The 21,836-nt window shown below is 52.1% G+C and carries 17 protein-coding genes; 6 read left to right on the forward strand and 11 right to left on the reverse strand.

Annotation, left to right across the window (positions count from 1 at the left end):
* Positions 1-6: 6 nt before the first annotated feature.
* The 3 genes from glnG to glnA all read right to left on the reverse strand — a co-directional run bounded on the left by glnG (position 7) and on the right by glnA (position 4,153).
* Complete coding sequence (glnG, locus tag CKQ54_RS03585; protein ID WP_095924078.1) at positions 7-1,419, reverse strand: nitrogen regulation protein NR(I); 1,413 nt, start codon at positions 1,417-1,419, stop codon at positions 7-9.
* Between the two features lie 7 nt (positions 1,420-1,426).
* A complete protein-coding gene (gene glnL, locus CKQ54_RS03590; RefSeq protein ID WP_120163679.1) occupies positions 1,427-2,476 on the reverse strand; it encodes a nitrogen regulation protein NR(II) in 1,050 nt (349 codons plus the stop codon).
* A gap of 267 nt (positions 2,477-2,743) precedes the next feature.
* A complete protein-coding gene (gene glnA, locus CKQ54_RS03595) occupies positions 2,744-4,153 on the reverse strand; it encodes a glutamate--ammonia ligase (RefSeq protein ID WP_013577652.1) in 1,410 nt (469 codons plus the stop codon).
* A gap of 457 nt (positions 4,154-4,610) precedes the next feature.
* On the opposite strand from glnA, the gene typA reads away from it, so the two are divergent.
* The 5 genes from typA (at position 4,611) to fabY (ending at position 9,488) form a co-directional block, all read left to right on the forward strand.
* Positions 4,611-6,434 (forward strand): ribosome-dependent GTPase TypA, encoded by a 1,824-nt coding sequence (typA, locus tag CKQ54_RS03600; protein ID WP_112289290.1) that lies wholly within the window; start codon positions 4,611-4,613, stop codon positions 6,432-6,434.
* Positions 6,435-6,597: 163 nt separating this feature from the next.
* On the forward strand, positions 6,598-7,185 hold the full coding sequence (yihX, locus tag CKQ54_RS03605; RefSeq protein ID WP_120163680.1) for a glucose-1-phosphatase: 588 nt from the start codon (positions 6,598-6,600) through the stop codon (positions 7,183-7,185).
* Positions 7,186-7,196: 11 nt separating this feature from the next.
* On the forward strand, positions 7,197-8,066 hold the full coding sequence (locus CKQ54_RS03610; protein ID WP_112289292.1) for a virulence factor BrkB family protein: 870 nt from the start codon (positions 7,197-7,199) through the stop codon (positions 8,064-8,066).
* 18 nt (positions 8,067-8,084) lie between these two features.
* Entirely contained in the window at positions 8,085-8,522 is a 438-nt protein-coding gene (dtd, locus tag CKQ54_RS03615) for a D-aminoacyl-tRNA deacylase (protein WP_112289293.1), read from the forward strand.
* Between the two features lie 33 nt (positions 8,523-8,555).
* Complete coding sequence (gene fabY, locus CKQ54_RS03620) at positions 8,556-9,488, forward strand: fatty acid biosynthesis protein FabY (RefSeq protein WP_112289294.1); 933 nt, start codon at positions 8,556-8,558, stop codon at positions 9,486-9,488.
* A 69-nt stretch (positions 9,489-9,557) separates the two neighbouring features.
* On the opposite strand, the gene CKQ54_RS03625 is transcribed toward fabY, so the two are convergent.
* Positions 9,558-11,252, reverse strand: coding sequence for an AsmA family protein (locus CKQ54_RS03625; RefSeq protein ID WP_120163681.1), 1,695 nt, complete (start codon positions 11,250-11,252; stop codon positions 9,558-9,560).
* A gap of 154 nt (positions 11,253-11,406) precedes the next feature.
* The gene (locus CKQ54_RS03630) at positions 11,407-12,798 is read right to left on the reverse strand and encodes a nucleobase:cation symporter-2 family protein (RefSeq protein ID WP_120163682.1); all 1,392 of its coding nucleotides are present in this window, start codon (positions 12,796-12,798) and stop codon (positions 11,407-11,409) included.
* A gap of 240 nt (positions 12,799-13,038) precedes the next feature.
* Between CKQ54_RS03630 and gltS the strand changes: the two genes are divergently transcribed.
* Positions 13,039-14,250, forward strand: a complete 1,212-nt coding sequence (gltS, locus tag CKQ54_RS03635) for a sodium/glutamate symporter (RefSeq protein ID WP_120163683.1) — start codon at positions 13,039-13,041, stop codon at positions 14,248-14,250.
* Between the two features lie 55 nt (positions 14,251-14,305).
* Here the strand turns inward: gltS and CKQ54_RS03640 are convergent, their stop codons facing one another.
* The 6 genes from CKQ54_RS03640 to gmk form a co-directional block, all read right to left on the reverse strand.
* Positions 14,306-15,625 (reverse strand): PTS sugar transporter subunit IIC, encoded by a 1,320-nt coding sequence (locus tag CKQ54_RS03640; RefSeq protein ID WP_120163684.1) that lies wholly within the window; start codon positions 15,623-15,625, stop codon positions 14,306-14,308.
* A gap of 231 nt (positions 15,626-15,856) precedes the next feature.
* On the reverse strand, positions 15,857-17,938 hold the full coding sequence (gene recG, locus CKQ54_RS03645; RefSeq protein WP_120163685.1) for an ATP-dependent DNA helicase RecG: 2,082 nt from the start codon (positions 17,936-17,938) through the stop codon (positions 15,857-15,859).
* Positions 17,935-18,633 (reverse strand): tRNA (guanosine(18)-2'-O)-methyltransferase TrmH, encoded by a 699-nt coding sequence (gene trmH, locus CKQ54_RS03650; RefSeq protein ID WP_112289299.1) that lies wholly within the window; start codon positions 18,631-18,633, stop codon positions 17,935-17,937. Before trmH ends, recG begins: the two co-directional genes overlap by 4 nt.
* 5 nt (positions 18,634-18,638) lie before the next feature.
* Positions 18,639-20,747 (reverse strand): bifunctional GTP diphosphokinase/guanosine-3',5'-bis pyrophosphate 3'-pyrophosphohydrolase, encoded by a 2,109-nt coding sequence (spoT, locus tag CKQ54_RS03655; RefSeq protein ID WP_112289300.1) that lies wholly within the window; start codon positions 20,745-20,747, stop codon positions 18,639-18,641.
* A 19-nt stretch (positions 20,748-20,766) separates the two neighbouring features.
* Positions 20,767-21,042: a DNA-directed RNA polymerase subunit omega gene (gene rpoZ, locus CKQ54_RS03660; protein ID WP_015699238.1), complete on the reverse strand. Its 276-nt coding sequence runs from the start codon at positions 21,040-21,042 to the stop codon at positions 20,767-20,769.
* A gap of 54 nt (positions 21,043-21,096) precedes the next feature.
* Positions 21,097-21,720: a guanylate kinase gene (gene gmk, locus CKQ54_RS03665; RefSeq protein ID WP_120163686.1), complete on the reverse strand. Its 624-nt coding sequence runs from the start codon at positions 21,718-21,720 to the stop codon at positions 21,097-21,099.
* Positions 21,721-21,836 lie beyond the last annotated feature (116 nt).

Raw genomic sequence — 21,836 nt, forward strand, 5'->3', positions numbered from 1 at the left:
GCCCGGTTATTCCATACCCAGTTCTTTCAGCTTGCGGGTCAGCGTATTGCGTCCCCAGCCCAGTAAGCGTGCGGCTTCCTGTTTATGTCCCTGCGTGTGACGCAATGCCGTGGTCAGCAAAGTGCGCTCCATTTCAGGCTGCGCTTCTGACAACAGGTTTTGATGACCGGAACGCAGGGCGCGATCGGCCCATTGTGCCAGCAGTGTTGCCCAGCTGTCCGGTAAGCTCTGACCACCGGTTTCCGGGGCAGACGTTTCAAACAGTTCGCTCGGTAAATCCTGAATCAGGACTTCCTGACCCGCAGCCATCACCGTTAACCAGCGACAGGTATTTTCCAGCTGGCGCACGTTGCCCTGCCACGGCAGACGCGTCAGCGCGGTCTCTGTTTCCGGATGCAGGTTTTTCGCTTCCACGCCCAATTCTTTCGCTGCCACTTGCAGGAAATAACGTGCCAGACGCGGAATATCTTCGCGACGTTCGCGCAGCGGTGGCAGATGAACACGGATAACATTCAGGCGGTGGAATAAATCCTCGCGGAATTTCCCTTCCTGAACCCGTAATTCCAGATTCTGGTGAGTCGCAGCGATAATACGCACATCCACTTTCACCGGTGCATAACCGCCCACACGATAGAACTGACCATCTGCCAGCACGCGCAGAAGACGGGTTTGCACATCGAGGGGCATATCACCGATTTCATCAAGGAACAGCGTGCCGTTGTCGGCCTGCTCAAAACGTCCCTGACGGATGGTGTTAGCGCCAGTAAACGCCCCTTTCTCGTGGCCGAATAGTTCGGATTCGATCAGGTCTTTCGGGATTGCCGCCATGTTCAGTGCGATAAAAGGCGCTTTGGCGCGCGGGCTGTGACGGTGTAAAGCATGAGCCACCAGCTCTTTACCGGTACCGGATTCCCCGTTAATCAGCACGCTGATTGAAGAGCGGGACAAACGGCCGATGATGCGAAAGACGTCCTGCATGGCTGGCGCTTCACCGATAATATCCGCCGTCGGGCCACTTGCAGGCTGGCTGCGAGCCGGTTGCTGTTGCTCCTGATAATGGCTGATAGCGCGTTCAACCAGCGCCACTGCTTCGTCAATGTCGAAAGGTTTTGGCAGATAATCAAATGCGCCTTGCTGATAGGCGCTGACCGCCGCATCCAGATCGGAGTGCGCTGTCATTATGATGACCGGAAGCATCGGATGGCGCTGTTTAATTTGCTTTAACAGCGCTAAACCGTCCATCCCCGGCATACGGATATCTGATAACAAAACGTCAGGGGTTTGAGTCGCAATGGCATCAAGCACTTCATTGCCGCTGTCAAACGTGGTGCAGGTCAAACCGGCTCCAGTGAGCGCACGTTCAAGTACCCAGCGGATGGAGCTATCGTCATCGACGATCCAGACTATCCCTCGTTGCATAAGAACCTCACTGGCGAATAGGCAGGAAAACCGAGAATTCGGTATGTCCTGGCCAACTGTTAAATTCAACTTTACCCGAATGCTGGTCAATCAAACTGCGTGCGATAGAGAGGCCCAGTCCGGTGCCCCCTTCGCGGCCACTGACCATGGGGTAAAAAAGAGTGTCCTGCAAATGTGCCGGTACGCCGGGGCCGTCATCTTCAATATCGATGCGTGCCGCCAGACGATAACGCACGCCGTGTAACGTAATCTGGAAAGCAGTCCGCGTACGCAGTGTTATTGTGCCGCCTTCCTCCCCCAGCGCCTGCAAGGCATTGCGGGTGATATTCAGTAAAATCTGTTCTATCTGATCGGGGTCGTGTGCCAGTTCCGGCAGGCTCGGATCATAGTCCCGTACCAGCTGAACGTTATCGGGTTTTTCCATCGACACCAGCTGACAAACGCGCTCCGCAACCTGATGAATACTTTGTGTCACATGCTGGCTCGGACGTTGCGGACCCAGCAATCTGTCGACCAGATTACGCAGACGGTCGGCCTGCTCAATAATGACTTTGGTGTACTCAAGCAAAGCCGGATCGGGCAGCGCTCTGGATAACAACTGTGCCGCACCACGCAAACCGCCAAGCGGATTTTTAATTTCATGCGCGAGGCCGCGGATCAAATCGCGGGCTGCAACCTGTTGAGCATGCTGCAATTGTTCCTGACTCAAACGTCGCTGATTATCCATCGGCGCCAGTTCGAGCAGAATAAAACCTTCCGGCAGCATCTGTGCGGTCAGTGACAACACATGTGCGCGGCCATCGACGACTAAAGTCACTTCGCTGTCTGTAAAGCCCTGTCCGGCCGTCAGACTTTCACGCATTAACTCGATGTTCAGCGAAAAATATCCCACCAGCTCTGGCAACGGGGTGCCAAAAAGTTTGCGGGAACTTTGCGCCAGTAATTGCTGAGCCGCCGGGTTGGCGTAATGCACAGCCAAATCGTCGTCCAACAGCAGAACGCTGTTGATTAAAGAATTCAGGATCTGCCCAGCATCGGGCAGCTTGCCAGTTGCCATACCGCAGTCTCCCGCACCTGATGGGTGCAATTTGTCTCGCTACCCGGCCAAAACACGGGTCAGAGGGGTTAAGCAGGAAAGAGTGTGGAGAAAAAAGCCCATCCGGAGATGGGCTGAAAGTTTCCACGGCAACAAATAAAATCGTCTTACTTAATTTTGACGCTGAAGGCTTTCTTACTGCCAGGCCTCCAGTCGGGTATTTCTCTCAGCGCCGGTCAGAGGACGGGCGCTGAGTTCAGCAGCTAATTCGAGAATTAAACGCTGTGTTTAGACGCTGTAATACAGCTCGAACTCAACCGGATGCGGAGTCATACGCACGCGATCCATTTCTTCTTTACGCAGACCGATGTAAGCATCGATAGCGTCGTCAGTGAACACGCCGCCACGGGTCAGGAACTCGCGGTCTTCGTTCAGTGCGTTCAGCGCTTCTTCCAGTGAACCTGCAACTTTTGGAATTTCTGCTTCTTCTTCCGGTGGCAGGTCATACAGGTTTTTGTCCATCGCATCGCCAGGGTGGATCTTGTTGATGATACCGTCCAGGCCAGCCATCATCAGTGCAGCAAACGCCAGGTATGGGTTAGCCGCTGGATCAGGGAAGCGTGCTTCGATACGCATCGCTTTAGGCGTTGATACGTGTGGAATACGGATGGATGCAGAACGGTTACGCGCAGAGTAAGCCAGCATCACTGGCGCTTCGTAGCCCGGGACCAGACGCTTATAGGAGTTGGTAGTCGGGTTAGCGTAGGCGTTGATTGCTTTGGCGTGCTTGATGATACCGCCGATGTAGAACAGTGCCATTTCAGACAGGCCGCCGTATTTGTCGCCAGCGAACAGGTTGTTACCGTTCTTGGACAGAGACATGTGGCAGTGCATACCGGAACCGTTATCGCCAAACATTGGTTTTGGCATGAAGGTCGCAGTTTTGCCAAATGCGTGAGCCACGTTGTGAACCACGTATTTGTAGATTTGGATTTCGTCAGCTTTTTTGGTCAGGGTATTGAAGCGGGTTGCCACTTCGTTCTGACCCGCGGTTGCCACTTCGTGGTGGTGAGCTTCAACAACCAGACCCATTTCTTCCATGGTCAGACACATGGTAGAACGCAGATCCTGGGAGGAGTCGACCGGAGGAACCGGGAAGTAACCGCCTTTAACTGCAGGACGGTGGCCTTTGTTGCCGCCTTCGTATTTGGTGCTGGAGTTCCATGCGCCTTCGATATCATCGATAGCCACGTGAGAACCGGAGATGCTGCTGCCGAAGCGCACATCATCAAACAGGAAGAATTCTGGCTCTGGCCCGAACAGAACGGTGTCCGCGATACCGGAAGAGCGCAGGAAGTCTTCTGCACGTTTCGCGGTAGAACGTGGGTCGCGGTCATAACCTTGCAGCGTAGTTGGCTCAAGGATGTCGCAACGAATGATCAGCGTGGTTTCTTCGTAGAACGGGTCAAGAACAGCAGTGCTCGCATCTGGCATCAAAACCATGTCAGATTCGTTAATGCCTTTCCAGCCACCGATTGAAGAGCCATCAAACATTTTGCCTTCTTCGAAGAAGTCAGCGCTAACCTGGTGTGCAGGAATGGTGACGTGCTGTTCTTTGCCTTTGGTATCTGTGAAACGTAAATCTACGAATTTCACTTCATGCTCATTCAGCATCGTCAAAACGTGTTCAGCGGACATACTAGTTCTCCCGAATTTCTCATTATCGTCGTGGAACGAATAACCATTTTTGGTCTTTAGTTGGAAATAACAGCTTTACTTGAACTGGCGTGTGGACTGAACAGCGCTATTATTTGACTGGTCAGACGCGTCACCCTGTAAAAACTTTTTTTTACCCTAAAAACTATTAGCGAAAAGTGTGCCAACTTTGAGAAAATGCAAACAACGCCATTTTACAGGGCTCTTGCACTCGATAAGTATGCACCATAACGGAATTTCTGCACTATAATGGTGCTAACTCTGAGATGCATAGCACCAAAACGGTGCGTCATAATGGTTCAGTGGTCTTTTTGCACCGTGAAAGGGATCACAAAGTAACCATCCATAAGTTGTTTCATCAAGATCCTTGTGATCTTGTTTAGAACCTCGCTTAATACGTGTACAATAGCGCGCTATTTCTAATGCCTGAGGCAAAGCTGTGATCGAAAATTTGCGTAACATCGCCATTATTGCCCACGTTGACCATGGTAAAACCACCCTGGTCGACAAGCTGCTGCAACAATCCGGTACTTTCGGAGAGCGTGTAGAAGCCACTGAACGCGTAATGGACTCCAACGATTTGGAGAAAGAGCGTGGGATTACCATCCTCGCAAAAAACACCGCCATTAATTGGAAAGACTACCGCATCAACATCGTGGATACCCCAGGACACGCCGACTTCGGCGGTGAGGTAGAGCGTGTGATGTCAATGGTCGACTCGGTGCTGCTGGTTGTGGATGCAATGGATGGCCCAATGCCGCAAACCCGTTTCGTGACCAAAAAAGCATTCGCTAATGGTCTGAAACCGATCGTGGTAATCAACAAGGTTGACCGCCCTGGCGCGCGTCCTGACTGGGTTGTTGATCAGGTCTTCGACCTGTTCGTAAACCTGGACGCAACCGACGAACAACTCGATTTCCCAATCATCTATGCATCCGCATTGATGGGTATCGCGGGTAACGACCATAACGATATGGCCGAAGACATGACCCCGTTGTACCAGGCGATCGTTGACCACGTATCTCCGCCACAAGTTGAGATGGATGCACCTTTCCAGATGCAAATCTCTCAGCTGGACTACAACAACTATGTTGGCGTCATCGGCATCGGCCGCATCAAACGCGGTACCGTTAAGCCTAACCAGCAAATCACTGTCATCGACAGCGAAGGCAAAACCCGTAACGGTAAAGTCGGTAAAGTTCTGACCCACATGGGTCTTGAGCGTATCGAAGCCACCGTTGCTGAAGCGGGCGACATCATCGCAATCACCGGCCTGGGCGAACTGAACATCTCCGACACAATCTGTGATCCGGCGAATGTTGAAGCTCTGCCAGCGCTGAGCGTTGATGAACCAACAGTAACCATGTACTTCAACGTAAACACCTCTCCGTTCTGTGGTAAAGAAGGTAAGTATGTGACTTCACGTCAGATCCTTGACCGTCTGAACAAAGAACTGGTGCACAACGTTGCATTGCGTGTTGAAGAAACTGAAGATGCTGATGCATTCCGCGTTTCAGGCCGTGGTGAACTTCACCTGTCGGTTCTGATCGAAAACATGCGTCGTGAAGGTTTCGAGCTGGCGGTTTCCCGCCCTAAAGTAATCAACCGTAAAATCGATGGCCGCATGCAAGAGCCATTCGAGAACGTGACACTGGATATCGAAGAGCAACACCAGGGTTCTGTAATGCAGGCCATGGGTGAGCGTAAAGGCGATGTCAAAGACATGATCCCAGACGGCAAAGGTCGTATCCGTCTTGATTACCTGATCCCTGCACGTGGCCTGATCGGCTTCCGTACAGAATTCATGACCATGACTTCTGGTACCGGTCTGCTGTACTCCACGTTCAGCCACTACGATGACGTTCGTCCGGGCGAAATCGGCCAGCGTCAGAACGGCGTGCTGATCTCCAACGGTCAGGGTAAAGCAGTTGCGTTTGCACTGTTCAGCCTGCAAGACCGCGGTAAATTGTTCCTGGGCCACGGCGCAGAAGTGTATGAAGGCCAGATCATCGGTATTCACTCACGTTCTAACGACCTGACCGTGAACTGCCTGACCGGTAAGAAACTGACCAACATGCGTGCGTCCGGTACTGACGAAGCAACGACTCTGGTTCCTGCTATCAAAATGTCTCTGGAGCAAGCTCTGGAATTCATCGATGATGACGAACTGGTAGAAGTGACTCCTCAGTCTGTACGTATTCGTAAACGTCACCTGACCGAGAACGATCGTAAACGTGCAATGCGTGGTCCTAAAGAAGGTTAATCTTCTTTAACGCGTGCCGTTACACAGAAACAGGGTGCCTTTGGGTACCCTGTTTTTTTTTGTCTTTTTTCTAACGCTGAGCTCAACAGCGCAACTCTGTCACTGTTCAGGTGTACGTTTTACCGCTAAAGTTAAAAGTCATCTTTGAAATCAGGAGCGTGCAATGCTGTACATTTTTGATATGGGAAACGTCATTATTGATATTGATTTCAAACGTGTCCTTGGCGTGTGGAGCCATCTCAGCGGAACGCCACTGGCTACGCTGACCGAGCGTTTCAACATGGGCGAGGTGTTCCAGCAGCACGAGCGGGGTGAAATCAGCGATGAGCAGTTCGCCGCCGATCTGTGTAATGAAATGGGCATTGCGCTCAGTTTTGAGCAGTTCAGTGCGGGCTGGCATGCCGTTTTCGTCGGTTTACGTCCTGAAGTCATCACGTTATTCCAAAAGCTGCGCGAAGAAGGTCATCGCGTTGTCGTGCTGTCGAATACTAACCGCTTACACCTGGATTTCTGGCCGCAGCACTATCCGGAAATCGAAGCCAATACCGATGCGATGTATCTTTCGCAAAATCTGGGTATGCGCAAACCTGAACCGGAAATTTTCCAGCATGTGCTGGAGAAAGAAGGATTCACCGCCGATCAGGCCGTGTTCTTTGATGATGTTGCCGAAAACATCGAGGCTGCCCGCGCGGCAGGCATTGAAGCTGTGTGGGTGGAAGATAACCAGACGGTACCGAAATACTTTTCCTGAAGGATGTAAGGATGCACAAAAGGGCATTGAGCCACTACCCAAAATCATTATGGAAATTCACAGTCCTGCTCTTAAAGCGCTCAGATAAGGATGGCCTGACGCTTCTGGCGGGCCATTTAGCCTATGTTTCTTTGCTTTCTCTGGTTCCGCTGATTGCCGTGGTGTTTTCGCTGTTTGCATTATTTCCGGTCTTTTCGGATATCAGTGCACAGCTTAAAACCTTCATTTTTTCTAACTTCATGCCGGCCACGGGCAATACCATTCAGCGTTATCTCGAACAGTTTGTTGCCAACTCCAGCAAAATGACGGCGGTGGGTACCTGCGGATTAATTGTCACCGCATTACTGCTGATCGCTTCAGTGGACAGCGTGCTGAATAAAATTTGGGACAGCAAAACCAAGCGTCCGATTGTGTTCTCATTTGCGGTCTACTGGATGGTATTAACGCTCGGGCCCATTCTTCTGGTGGCCAGCGTGGCGGTCAGCTCTTATTTACTCTCCCTGAACTGGCTTAACCTCAGCGGCGTGCATTCCCTCATCGACCATGCGCTGCGGATCCTGCCTTTGCTGATTTCCTGGGTGACGTTCTGGCTCTTATATCAGGTCGTGCCAACGGTGAGAGTTCCGGCAAAGGATGCGCTGGTAGGCGCCCTGGTTTCCGGTGCCTTATTTGAGCTGAGTAAAAAAATCTTCACCTTGTATATTCAGCTTTTCCCATCGTATCAGTTGATTTACGGTGTACTGGCTGTGATCCCCATTTTATTTCTCTGGGTCTATGTCAGCTGGTGTATCGTGCTTCTTGGCGCAGAAATTACCGTCACGCTTGGCGAGTTCCGTTCTGTGAGAAAATTGCAGTCTGCTCAATACAAAGCAGAAGAATAATCAGTTCGAAGGATTTGTATGATTGCGTTAATTCAGCGGGTATTGAATGCCAGCGTGACTATCGATGGCGACGTTTGCGGCCAGATAGGGCCGGGATTACTGGTTTTACTGGGTGTTGAACAGGGCGATGACGAACAAAAAGCTAAACGCCTTTGCGAACGGGTGATCGGGTACCGAATTTTCGGTGACGAAAATGACAAAATGAATCTTAACGTACAGCAGGCGGGCGGTAGCCTGCTGGTGGTGTCGCAGTTCACACTGGCGGCTGACACACAAAAAGGCATGCGTCCGGGGTTCTCACGCGGTGCTGAACCACAGGAAGCCGACCGGTTGTATCAGTATTTTTGCGGGCAGTGTCGTGAGAAAGGCATTGTGACCGAAACCGGGCGCTTCGCTGCGGATATGAAAGTGGCACTGGTGAACGACGGGCCGGTGACCTTCTGGCTACAAGTCTGATCGATAAGGCATAACGCCGGAGAGAACGCATCTATGTATCACCTTAGAGTACCGACGACCGAAAAAGAGCTGGCCGCCTATTACCGATTCCGCTGGGAAATGCTGCGCAAACCACTGCGTCAGCCTGAAGGTTCCGAACGTGATGCCTACGATTCCATTGCGCATCATCAGATGGTCGTAGATGAAAGCGGCGAGCCGGTTGCTGTTGGCCGTTTATACATTAATGCCGATAACGAGGCCTCAATCCGCTTCCTGGCCGTTGACCCGAATGTACAGGACAAAGGGTTAGGAACACTGGTGGCGATGACCCTGGAGTCTGTGGCGCGTCAGGAAGGGGTAAAGCGCGTGGTCTGTAGCGCCCGCGAAGACGCAGTGGATTTTTTTGCCAAACTGGGCTTTGTGAATCAGGGGGAAATTACCACCCCGCAAACTACACCGGTTCGTCACTTCCTGATGATTAAACCGATCGAAACGCTGGATGATATTCTTCATCGCCCCGACTGGTGCGGACAACTGCAACAAGCCTGGTACGACCATATCCCGCTGAGTGAGAAAATGGGTGTGCGGATCAGCCAGTATACCGGACAGCGTTTTGTCACTACGATGCCGGAAACCGGCAATCAGAATCCGCACCATACGTTATTTGCGGGAAGTCTGTTCTCGCTGGCAACGCTGACAGGCTGGGGTTTGATCTGGCTGCTGCTGCGTGAACGGCATCTGGGCGGCACCATTGTGCTGGCGGATGCACATATCCGTTACAGTTCGCCGGTGACCGGCAGGCCGCGTGCGGTGGCGGATTTAGGCTCTGTCAGCGGCGACCTTGATCGTCTGGCTCGCGGGCGTAAGGCGCGCGTGCAACTCGAAGTGAATTTATACGGCGATGAGGTAGACGGCGCAGTGTTTGAAGGTACCTATCTGGTGCTTCCGGCTGCACCCGGCGCACCGCTCGAACCCGAAATTAACTGATTTGCTTTAGCCCAAACAAAAGGCACCGCGATTGCGGTGCCTTTTTGCGTTATAGCCAGACGAACTGATTTATGGCGCAACGGGGGATGGCGCACCGGAAACCAATCCGTTCACCATCCTCTGGTCAATGGTCTCGCTGCCGTTTATCTGCAATGTGCCGTTCAGCGTCGGTTTGTAATCGACATTTGCCGGCATCTGCCCTTGCAGATTGAGCTGCATATTGACGTTACCTTCCAGCGGCACATGTGGCCATCCCCAGTTTTCAAGCTGATTTGCCGGTACGGAGCGGCCGGTCATCTTCAATGAGAAATGACGTTGCGGCTGCTGGTCAACGGTCGCACTGGCTTCCAGCAAACCTTCTTTAGTAAAGGCGCTCAGTTCGGAAATATTCACCTGACTGTCGTTCGCATTCAGGGTTATTGAAGGACGACGCACGTCATTACGATTAAATGTGGCTTCGCTGGCATTCAGATTTAGCGTACCGCTCCAGATCCCCCATTGATGATTACGTGCCAGCAACAGATTATTGCCCAGACCATCAAGCGCGGTCAGCTGGAAAGGGAACTGCGGGTTGATATCAATAATCAGGTTTCGGTTGGCAATAAACCGGCCGACAAAGACTTCAGAAAGCGAATCCGGCAACGCCTGATTCCAGAGCTGTTTCCAGTTTTCCGGCAACGTATATTCCAGGCCAGCGACGGAAACTTCATCAAGTTGCAGGCGTTTGTTGGCGCGCAACCAGTTCCCTGTGGTACGGAGCAAACTACGCTCCCAGCGCGCCGTCGCCTGTTTGATGGCAATGCCCTGCGGTGAAAGGTCGAGACTGATAATAGGATCCTGGATATGCAGATTGCCATCAATCATATCGGTTGCATTCAGGGTGATTTCCCCGTCATCGCTTTGCCAGTCGCCTTTTTCCAGAGTCAGATCCTGTACAGACAAATCAACGTCGCTGAATGCCCAGTCAGTTCCCTGCAAGCGGGCATCGATCAGGTCAAGACGCTGGATAGTCACTTTAGGCAATGTCTGGTAATCATCAAAAAAAGCAGCAAGTGATTTAGAGGTTTGCAGGCGTACATTGCTCAGGCGCAGGTTTTCAATGTTCCAGCTACCGTCAGCGGCCTGTGTGGCTTTACCGGTCAGCTGACCGCGCGCCAGATCGCCGCCAAAATTACTGAGCGTCAGATTCTTATTATTGATATTGCCCTGAATCAGCACATTTTCGGCCGGAAGACCGTTGACCGTCAGATTCGCGGCACTCAGCTGGAAATCGGCTTTGTCACCCAGTAGCTGAGCCGGTTTTGGCTGCCACGGCGAAATGCCGGCATTAATCTGCTGTCCCTGAATATCTAATCCGGCGGTATTCCCGGTCAGCGCCATTTTGCTGAGCTGCAGCGTATTGGCCTGCAACGGTAAATTCATTGAGGAAGGGCTGACGCTGAGGCGACCGTTAGCCAGAACGACGCGATCGAAAAAGCGTGGCTCGGTTATCTGTCGCAAGCTTAAATCCAGATCGACTTCGCCAGCGTTCAGGATTTCCGGCTGATTCTTTTGCCCGAAGACGACATTGTTTAACGTCACACGACCCGGAGACGACCAGTTGTGGTCGATTTTCTCTACGGAGACGCGGTACTCGCTGTTATCGCTGATCCAGCGGCTGACCCAGCCAGCCGCCCAGCGGGTTTGTAATAGGACGTACACCAGCACGATCGCCAGCACCAGAAGTAAGGCGAACGTCAGCAAAATTTTACCGATAAATCTCATCGTCTGGAGCCCTGTAACGGGAAAGCGGAAAAAAGATTCTTTGTTTATGCCGCAAACAGCGACTTTTCTCAACAGGTTAGCAGAATGGAGACAATAAAAAGCGGCAGGGGTTCCAGACCCGCTGCCGCTGTTACACACGGATTACATCCCGTGATTACTTTTCGTGAGGGAAGACCAGATTCAGAACAATCGCAGTAATACCACCGGCAGCAATTCCCGAAGACAGAAGGGTTTTCAGCCAGTCGGGTGCGAATTGCAGGATCAGCGGTTGCTGGGAAACACCCATACCGACGGCCAGTGAAAGCGCCATGATCATGATTGCGCGGCGGTTAAGGCGCTCCCGGGAAACAATACGCACGCCGGAAGCCGCGATCGTACCGAACATCACGATGGTTGCGCCGCCCAGAACCGGTTCAGGAATATGTTGCACAAAACCCGCTACGGCAGGGAACAGCCCAAGGATGATCAGCATCAGAGCGACAACAAAACCGACATAGCGGCTTGCAACTCCGGTCAGCTGAATCACGCCGTTGTTTTGCCCGAAACATGAATTCGGGAAAGTGTTAAATACCGCAGACAGCATTGAGTTCAGGCCGTTTGCCAGAACACCGCCTTTGATGCGCTTCATATAGAGCGGGCCGCTGACCGGCTGCTCCGAAACGTCTGAGGTCGCGGTAATATCACCGATAGTTTCCAGCGACGTGACCATGAAAATCAGCATCAGCGGGATCAGCAGATTCCAGTCGAAGCCCAGACCGTAATACAGCGGCGTCGGTAAGGTTATCCAGTTTGTCTGTGTGGCTGGCGCGACGGAGGGCAACATCCCCATCATCCAGGCCGCCAGATAACCCACGGCCATGGCGATCACCAGAGATGCCACGCGCAGATAAGGGTTGCGCTGACGGTTCAGCAGAACAATCACCACCAGCACCACGGCAGCCAGCAACAGATTTTTCGGCGCGCCGAAAGTGTGATCACTCATGGCGGAGTAACCGCCGCCAATAGACGTCAGTCCGACCTGAATCAGTGACAGCCCGATAATCATCACCACGATGCCGGAAACCAGCGGCGTAATGATGCGGCGTGCGAGATGCAGGAAACGGGAAAGAATGATTTCAGTACAGGAAGCCAGCATCAGGGTGCCGAACAGCGCCGCCATCATGGTCGGGACATCGGCACCGCCATTTTTCAGCGCCATTCCGCCCATGATAAGCGGTGCCACAAAGTTAAAGCTGGTACCCTGAATGGAGAGTAAACCTGAACCGACAGGCCCCCAGGTTTTAATCTGCAAAATGGAAGCGAGGCCAGAGGCGAACAGCGACATGCTGATGATGTGCTGTGTGTCCTGCGCGGGTAAACCCAGGGCCTGGCAAATCAGCAATGCCGGTGTGATTACCGCAACAAACATCGCCAGCAAATGCTGACAGGCGGCAAATAACGTCTGAGGAAGTGGCGGACGATCTTCGAGGCGGTAAATCAGTTCACTTTTTTGCTGGCGTGAGAGGTCAGATGGCTGTGTTTCTTGTTCTGCGGTTTGCGAACTCATGTTGTGGCATTCCAATAAGCGGCAAAGCGGGCATTTTTATTGAAATTACCGACAAAAGCAATCGTTTGCTATCGGCAATTTTTGATGGGGAGTTTGGGTTAAGGGGAGATTTACGATCTGTTTTTCTTGCTTATCGCAGCTTTAATGACTTCTAATTCAGCCTCTGGGGAAATGATACTTAAATGAGATGTTTATAACTCAATAATATTTTTGGATATTTTTTTAAAATGGAGTTTTTCAATGATTCAACTCGACACCTACGGCACGCTCGTTGCCGCCACGTTGGTACTCCTTTTAGGACGAAAATGCGTCCAGTCGGTCAAATTTCTAAAGAAATACACTATTCCTGAGCCCGTTGCCGGCGGGTTACTGGTCGCTTTGCTGTTGCTGATTGCCAATCAGATGTTCGGATTGGAAATCGGCTTTGATATGTCCCTGAAAGAGCCCCTGATGCTGGCGTTCTTTGCGACAATTGGTTTGAATGCCAATCTTTCCAGCTTGCGTGCAGGCGGCAAATCTTTATTTCTTCTGGTCTTTGTCGTGATCGGCCTGTTACTGATGCAAAACGCCATCGGTATCGGGATGGCGAAAATGCTGGGGCTTGATCCGCTGATGGGGCTGCTGGCCGGTTCGATTACACTTTCTGGCGGTCACGGAACAGGTGCGGCGTGGAGCAAGCTGTTTATCGAACGTTATGGCTTTGAAAACGCGACGGAAGTTGCAATGGCCTGCGCGACCTTCGGCCTGGTGTTAGGTGGAATTATCGGCGGTCCCGTGGCGCGTTATCTGGTCAGCCATTCTTCAACACCAAACGGCACACCGGAAGATGCCGCCGATCCCAGCGCATTTGAAAAACCGACCATCGGGCGAATGATCACCCCGCTGGTGATGGTGGAAACGATCGCGCTGATCGCGATATGTCTGATGGCTGGAACTTACTTTGCCAGCCTGCTTCAGGGGTCTGCCTTCGAAATTCCGACATTTGTCTGTGTTCTGTTCGTGGGTGTGATCCTGAGCAACGTCATGGCGTGGCTCGGTTTTTATCGTGTTTTCGACCGGGCCGTTTCAGTACTGGGTAATGTCAGCCTGTCATTGTTCCTGGCGATGGCACTGATGAGTCTGAAACTGTGGGAAATGGCGTCACTGGCTTTGCCGATGATGGCAATCCTCATCGTACAGACCATCGCGATGGCGCTTTACGCGATTTTCGTAACGTATCGCGTAATGGGCAAAAACTATGATGCCGCGGTACTGGCTGCCGGACATTGTGGCTTCGGGTTGGGTGCAACGCCGACGGCGATTGCAAATATGCAGGCGATCACCAACCAGTTTGGTCCTTCGCATCTGGCCTTCCTGGTTGTGCCGATGGTCGGTGCATTCTTCATTGATATTGCGAATGCGATCGTCATTAAACTGTATCTGATGCTGCCAATATTCCCGGCTTTCAGTTAAAAAAACAGGCACAGAAGTTTCGCTTCTGTGCCTGCCTTTCCTTCTGATTTATCGCTTACTGTGCTGCCTTTTCCGTAAACACCTCTTCCGCTTCAGCGGCTTTCTCCTGCGCCATCAGCTGTTTTTCATAAACCTTGAAAAACGGATAGTAAATCACCATCGAAAGCGCCATCAGCATGACGACCAGAATCGACACTTTGAAATCCCAGCCCATTGCCCAGGCTGCGCCAATCGGCGCCGGAGATGTCCAGGGAACCAGTGAAATCATATGCGGCAGAAGATCGGTTTTAACCGCAGTGTAGGCAATGACGGCATTCACCATCGGTGCCAGAAGGAAGGGGATGAAAAATACCGGGTTCATAACAATTGGCGTGCCGAAGATCACCGGCTCATTGATGTTAAAGCAGCTGGGAACCAGACTGAGTTTGCCCATTGTGCGCAGATGCGCCGACTTGCTGCGACAAAACAGCAACACCAGCCCGATGGTTGCGCCGGAGCCGCCGATAACGATCAGGAAATTCCAGAAAGCCTCAGTCATGATGTGCGTCATCGGTAAACCTGCGGCGAGATCTGTCTGATTCAGGCCAAGGTTGGTTAACCAGAAAGCCTGCAACATGCCGGAAACGATGGCTGAACCGTGAATGCCGGCAAACCACAGCAGGTGGCAAATCAGCACGGCGAGAAGTACCGCGGGCAGTGAGTCAGCGGCGGAAATCAGCGGTTCGAACAGCGCCATAATCGCCTGTGGTAACAGCATGTCAAACCCTGACTGCACCAGCAAACTCAAAGGGAAAAGCGTCACCACTACCGCAATAATCGGGATCAGCAAATCGAATGAATGCTTAATGTTTGAAGGAACCTGTTCAGGTAAGCGTATGCCGATATTGTATTTTTTCAGCAGCCGCGTCAGCTCAGTCACATAAATCGCCACCAGAATGGCGGTAAATATGCCCACGCCACCCAGCGCGACGGTCGACATTTTCTCATCAACCTGCGGCGCAGCAACCAGCAGAAAAGACATCAGCGCCAGCATCGCCGTCATAAACGGGTCAAGTTTGTAACTTCTTGCCAGATTGTAGGCAATCGATGCCGCGATGTAGATCGACATAATCCCCATCGTCATATTGAACGGCGTCAAAATTTGTACTTCATATTTAGCCGAAAGCGCCAGCCAGCCCCTGGCGAAACCCCACGAAGATTCAGGCGAGAATGGCGGGTGGACAAAAACCAGTAAAAATGAGCCGACAATCATAAACGGCATTGCTGAAATGAAGCCGTCACGTACTGCCATGACGTGCCGTTGTGAGGAAAGCCGGGCAGCAAAAGGGCTGATCTTTAGTTCTATAAAGTTAAAGAGTGACTGGCTGATGCTCATAATAATATTGGCCTTATGTTGAAGAGTTCAGACACGGTTGCCTTAATTATCATCAGTGTAGTGGCGGGGTGTGAAACCGGTTACCGACTTTGCCCCACTCTGTGAAGGTCATCAAATAACCAACGAAGAAAGCGGTTCAGCTGCGGTTACATTAAAATTTGCATGAATGTGAAGGCGCAAAAACATCATTTTTAATAATGTTTCGACGATAAGAGAGAGTGGAGAAGGGGATCAGGCGTTGGTGTATCTGACTCTTTCCGGCAGCCAGCGTTCTATCAATGCTTTGGCGTGATCCGGGAACTGCTGTTGCAGATAGCGCGCTATACGTTGTACGTCGGGGATCATTGCCTGGTCGCGTAACAGGTCCGCGACTTTAAACTCTGCACTGCCGGTCTGGCGTGTACCCAGTAATTCGCCCGGTCCGCGGATCTCTAAATCCTGCTGGGCAATGACAAAACCATCGTTACTGTCACGCAGTACCTGCAAACGTTTCTGCGCAGTTTTGCTCAGCGGCGTTTTGTAGAGCAGAACACAGTGAGAAGCCACGGCGCCGCGCCCGACGCGTCCGCGCAGCTGGTGTAACTGCGCCAGCCCTAAACGCTCCGGGTTTTCGATAATCATCAGGCTGGCGTTTGGCACGTCAACGCCAACTTCAATAACGGTCGTCGCCACCAGAAGTTGCACTTCGCCTTGTTTAAACGCCTGCATGACGGCCTGTTTTTCCTGCGCTTTCATGCGGCCATGCACCAGGCCGATATTGAGCGCTGGCAGGGCCTCTTTTAGTCCTTCCCAGGTGGCTTCGGCTGCCTGAGCCTCGAGCATTTCTGATTCTTCGATCAGCGTACATACCCAATAAGCCTGACGATTTTCCTGCTCGCAGGCACTTTTGACGCGGCTGATAATATCACTGCGGCGGGTATCGGGGATCGCGACGGTTGTCACCGGCGTACGGCCTGGCGGCAGTTCGTCGATCACTGACGTATCAAGATCCGCATAGGCAGTCATGGCCAGAGTTCGCGGGATAGGCGTCGCCGTCATGATCAGCTGATGTGGATGGAACCCTTGTTGCAGGCCTTTCTCCCACAGCGCCAGACGCTGGTGTACACCAAACCGGTGCTGTTCATCAATGATGACCAGAGAAAGTGACGAGAACAAAACCTGCTCCTGGAAGATGGCATGCGTGCCCACCACCATTGAAACCTGACCGCTGGCAATCGCGTCTTGCTGCGCCTGCCGGGCTTTACCTTTTTGTTTTCCTGCCAGCCAGCCGACCTGAATTCCCAGCGGTTCAAACCACTGACGGAAATTATTGGCATGTTGTTCGGCCAGCAATTCTGTCGGTGCCATTAATCCGACCTGTTGCCCCTGAGCGATAGCGCAGAGTGCTGCGAGAGCGGCCACCAGCGTCTTGCCTGAACCCACATCGCCCTGAACCAGACGCATCATCGGGTAGCTTTTCGCTAAATCCTGCTCGATTTCAGCCACCACGCGCTGCTGCGCACCTGTCGGGCTGAAAGGAAGAGAAGCGAGGAACTGCTTTTTCAGGCGATCGTCATGGTGCAACGGCAGTGCTTTATAACTTTGTGTACCGGCGCGAACGGCCAGCATACTGAGATTATGCGCTACCAGTTCTTCCATAATCAGGCGTCGCTGAGCAGGATGATGACCTTTCTCAAGATCGGCGAGCTGGATGTCTGGCGGCGGGCGATGCAGTAAATGCAGCGCCTGAGGAAGCGGGATCAGCGAACGGCTTAATTCTTCCGGCAATAATTCGGCGATAGGTACGGTATCGAGTAATTCTAAAGCCTGATCGGTCAGCTTACGCAATGTTGCCTGGCGAATACCTTCCGTTGTCGGATAAACCGGCGTGAGCGATTCCTGCAAAACCACTTCACTGTTTTCACCCTGAATGCGGTATTCCGGATGGATAACTTCTGCGCCGATGGTGCCGCGTTTAATTTCGCCATACGCGGTGACACGACGGCCTGCGGCCAGACTGTTTTTCATCGCGGCGTTAAAATTGAAGAACCGCAACGTCACCATGCCGGTGCCATCGCTTATCTGACAGGTCAGCATTCTGCGGCGGCCAAAACTGATATCACTGCGCAGCACTTCGCCTTCTATGGTCGCGAAAATGCCAGGCTGTAAATCATTGATGGTGTAAAGGCGGGTGCGATCTTCATAACGCAAAGGCAGGTGAAGCAGTAAATCCTGAATAGTTTCAAGGCCGAGTTTAGCGAGTTTATCTGCCTGACTGGCTCCGACGCCGGAAAGCGACGTCAGCGGGATGGCGTCGAGCAGGCGGCCTTTCATCTTTTTTTAACCGTCATTTGCATCGCAGACCACCATTCGTCATCGGCAACAATCTGGCCGTGATCGTCAATGAAAGGGCGTGGAAGTTTCTTGCGCTTCGCCACATTCGACAGCACCGGATAGCCACCTTCAAACAGCAATCGCTGCTGCTCTTTCTCGCTCAGCAGGCTGGTTTCGCGGCGATACAGACCGGCGTTTTCCCGCTGGCGCTGTGCTTCGTACAGGATAAGTGCTGAGGCGACAGATACGTTCAGAGATTGCACCATCCCGATCATCGGAATGATGATATCGCTGTCCGCGAGAGCTAAAGCTTCTGGAGTGATACCCGTTTTTTCTTGTCCGAGCAAGATACAGGTCGGACGGGTGTAATCAATGGCACGGAAATCGACAGCTTTTTCAGAAAGATTCGTAGCGAGTATTTGCATACCCTTCGCCTTCATTTTAGCGACGGCTTCCTGAATGGTTTTGTGTGTTTTGACCTGAACCCAGCTGTTGCTGCCCGCCGCCGAAGAGACCAGTGTTTTCATTCGGGTGGTAGGCCAGACGGCATGGATTTCATGAACGCCGACGGCGTCTGCCGTGCGAATGACGGCAGAAACGTTATGCGGTTTATGCACCTGTTCCATGCAGACCGTCAGGTCTGGCTGTCGGGCCGCAAGCATTTCGCGGATACGCGCATAACGTTCTGGGGTCATAACAATCAGTTTCGGTTGCGGGTAACTTTAATGACGTCCGGCATGATACGAATTTTACGCATGATATTCGCCAGATGAACGCGGTCGCGAGTCGTCAGGCGGATAAAGGCGCTGTAGACGCGACCGTCTTTTTCTTCGGTGCTCAGGCTCTGAATGTTCGACTGAGCAGCATTAATTGCTGCTGTCAGGTTCGCCAGTGCGCCCTGATGGTTGAACATATCGACTTTGATTTCGGCGATAAATTCCTGATCCGTTTCCTGATGGTCATCCCAGTCAACGGCCATGAATTTCTCAGGTTCTTTCTGATAGCCACGAATATTACGGCAGGACTCATGGTGGATAACCAGACCTTTGCCCGGGCTGACGTGCGCAATAATCGGGTCACCCGGGATCGGACGGCAACATTTTGCGAACGTGATCAGCACGCCGTCTGCGCCTTTAATCGGCAGGTTACGCGTGCCTGACGATGCCATTGATGACTGATCGCCCATCAGATTTTTAGCAACCACCACGCTCATCGCGTTACCGAGACCGATTTCAGCCAGCAGATCATCCATCGCCACGAGCTTCATGCGATCCAGCTCGTTTTTAATGTTTTCTGGCGGAATATCTGACAGTTTTTTACCGGCACCCAGCGCGTGATTCAGCAGACGACGACCCAGCGAAACGGAATCATCACGTTTCAGGTTTTTAAGCATCTGGCGGATTTTGGCGCGAGCGCGTGAGCTGACGACAAAGTTCAGCCAGGCAGCGTTCGGGCGGGCACCCGGAGCGGTAATGATTTCGATAGTCTGACCGCTGGTGAGCGGTTGTGAAAGCGGATAAGGCTGGCGGTCAACGCGCGCGCCGACACAGGCATGGCCGATATCGGTATGCACGGCGTAAGCAAAGTCGACCGGCGTCGCGCCCGCAGGCAATTCGACGATACGACCTTCCGGCGTAAAGACATAAATCTCATCCGGGAACAGATCCGATTTCACACTCTCGATAAATTCAAAGGAGTTACCTGCGCTTTGTTGCAGCTCAAGCAAACTCTGCAACCAGCGTTGAGCGCGGATCTGCGCCGTCGTGCTGGTTTCACTGTTCTCTTTATAAGCCCAGTGAGCGGCAACCCCCATCTCTGCCATCTGATCCATATCTTCAGTACGGATCTGCACTTCAACCGGCACGCCGTGCGGGCCGATAAGTGAGGTATGCAAAGATTGATAGCCGTTGGCTTTTGGGATTGCGATGTAATCTTTGACCCGACCCGGACGCGGTTTGTAGAGGCTGTGAGCCTGCCCTAACACGCGATAGCAGGTATCGAGGTCTTTAACGATCACCCGGAAGGCGTAGATATCCATGATGGAATGGAAACGCTGTTCCTTGAGGTGCATTTTGCAATAGATAGAGTACAGGTGTTTTTCGCGACCACTGACACGGCACTGAATACCGGCTTCGGTTAAACGGCCTTCTATCTCAGAGAGGATTTTTTGGATCATCTCTTTACGGTTACCACGCGCGGCTTTCACCACTTCTTTGATGACGCGATAACGGTTTGGATAGAGTGCTTCGAAGCCCAGCTCTTCGAGCTCGGTTTTCAGGTGATGAATACCCAAACGGTGTGCCAGCGGGCTGTAAATTTCCAGCGTTTCGCGGGCAATGCGGCGACGTTTATCCGGGCGCAAAGAGCCCAGCGTGCGCATGTTATGGGTACGGTCAGCGAGTTTGATCAGAATGACGCGGATGTCTTGCACCATCGCCATGACCATTTTGCGGAAGTTTTCCGCCTGCGCTTCTTTCTTATCGCGGAACTTCAGCTTGTCTAACTTTGAAACGCCTTCAACCAGCTCAGCAACGCTCTTGCCAAACAGTTGTTCCATATCCTGGTAAGTTGCAGGCGTGTCTTCGATAACGTCGTGTAATAACGCCGCCATCAGAGTCTCATGATCGAGCCTCATTTCAGCCAAAATACAGGCCACGGCCACCGGGTGAGTAATATACGGCTCACCGCTGGAACGTGTTTGCCCCTCGTGCGCATCCCGCGCCACGAGGTAAGCCTGCACGAGGCGCTTAATTTGCTCCTCCGGCAGGTATTTTTGAATCAGTTGATTCAGGCTTTCAAAGATATACAAGTGAGATCCGTTTCGTTAATTAACGACGGCCTTCAGCGATGGCAGTCACTGCCTGAATCTCTGCGGCTTCCTGCTCTTGTTGCTCCTGACGGTCACGAACGTCGAGGATCTGATTAGTGATCAGGCCTTCTTCGATTTCGCGCAGGGCAATAACGGTGAATTTATCGTTTTCTTCAGCGACCAGTGGATCTTTACCACCAGATTGCAGCTGGCGTGCGCGACGAGCAGCCACCAACACCAGGTCAAAACGGTTACCAATTTTCTCAACAGCGTCTTGAACAGTTACGCGTGCCATATATGTGCTACTCCACAGGGTGACGAAAGACTGGGCATAATACTGAAAGTGACTTCAGTCTGCCAATAGTTTGGTGATTAATCCGTCATGACGGAGCCGCTGACGGCTCAGACGCAGACGTTCGGCGCGAATAATGGTTTTTAAATCCGATAACGCCAGATCAAAATCATCATTCACAATTAAATAGTCGTATTCAGCAAAGTGCGTCATTTCCGCAACAGCTTGTGCCATACGTTTTGCGATAACGTCTTCGCTGTCCTGACCACGGCCACGTAAGCGGCGGTCAAGTTCATCTTTGGATGGCGGCAATACAAAAATACTGCGTGCCTGAGGCATTTTTTCCCGGATTTGCTGAGCGCCTTGCCAGTCGATATCCAGGAAAACATCCACACCAGAAGCTAAAACCTGCTCAATGGTTTCACGCGAAGTGCCGTAGTAATTACCGAAAACTTCTGCGTGTTCTAAAAAGGCATCACGTTCAATCATCTCGCGAAACTCTTCTTTAGAGACAAAGAAGTAATGTTCGCTGTGTTTCTCGCCCGGTCGCATTGAACGGGTGGTATGAGAAATAGAAACCTGTGTGTCGTAGAGCGGTTGTGTTTTAAGTAAAGCCTGAATCAGACTTGATTTACCTGCTCCACTAGGGGCGGAGACAATATATAGCGTGCCTTGAACCATGATGACGTTTCAACTGAATGGGTTGATAGGAAGTATGCGAAGAGTGATCTCTCGCACAGTATACACGCTCGCCGCATTCGGTGCAGTGCCCAGACGTATTTCATCGCAACTTCGCA

Origin of the sequence: Rahnella variigena (assembly GCF_003610915.1) — a bacterium.
Classification (GTDB): domain Bacteria; phylum Pseudomonadota; class Gammaproteobacteria; order Enterobacterales; family Enterobacteriaceae; genus Rahnella; species Rahnella variigena.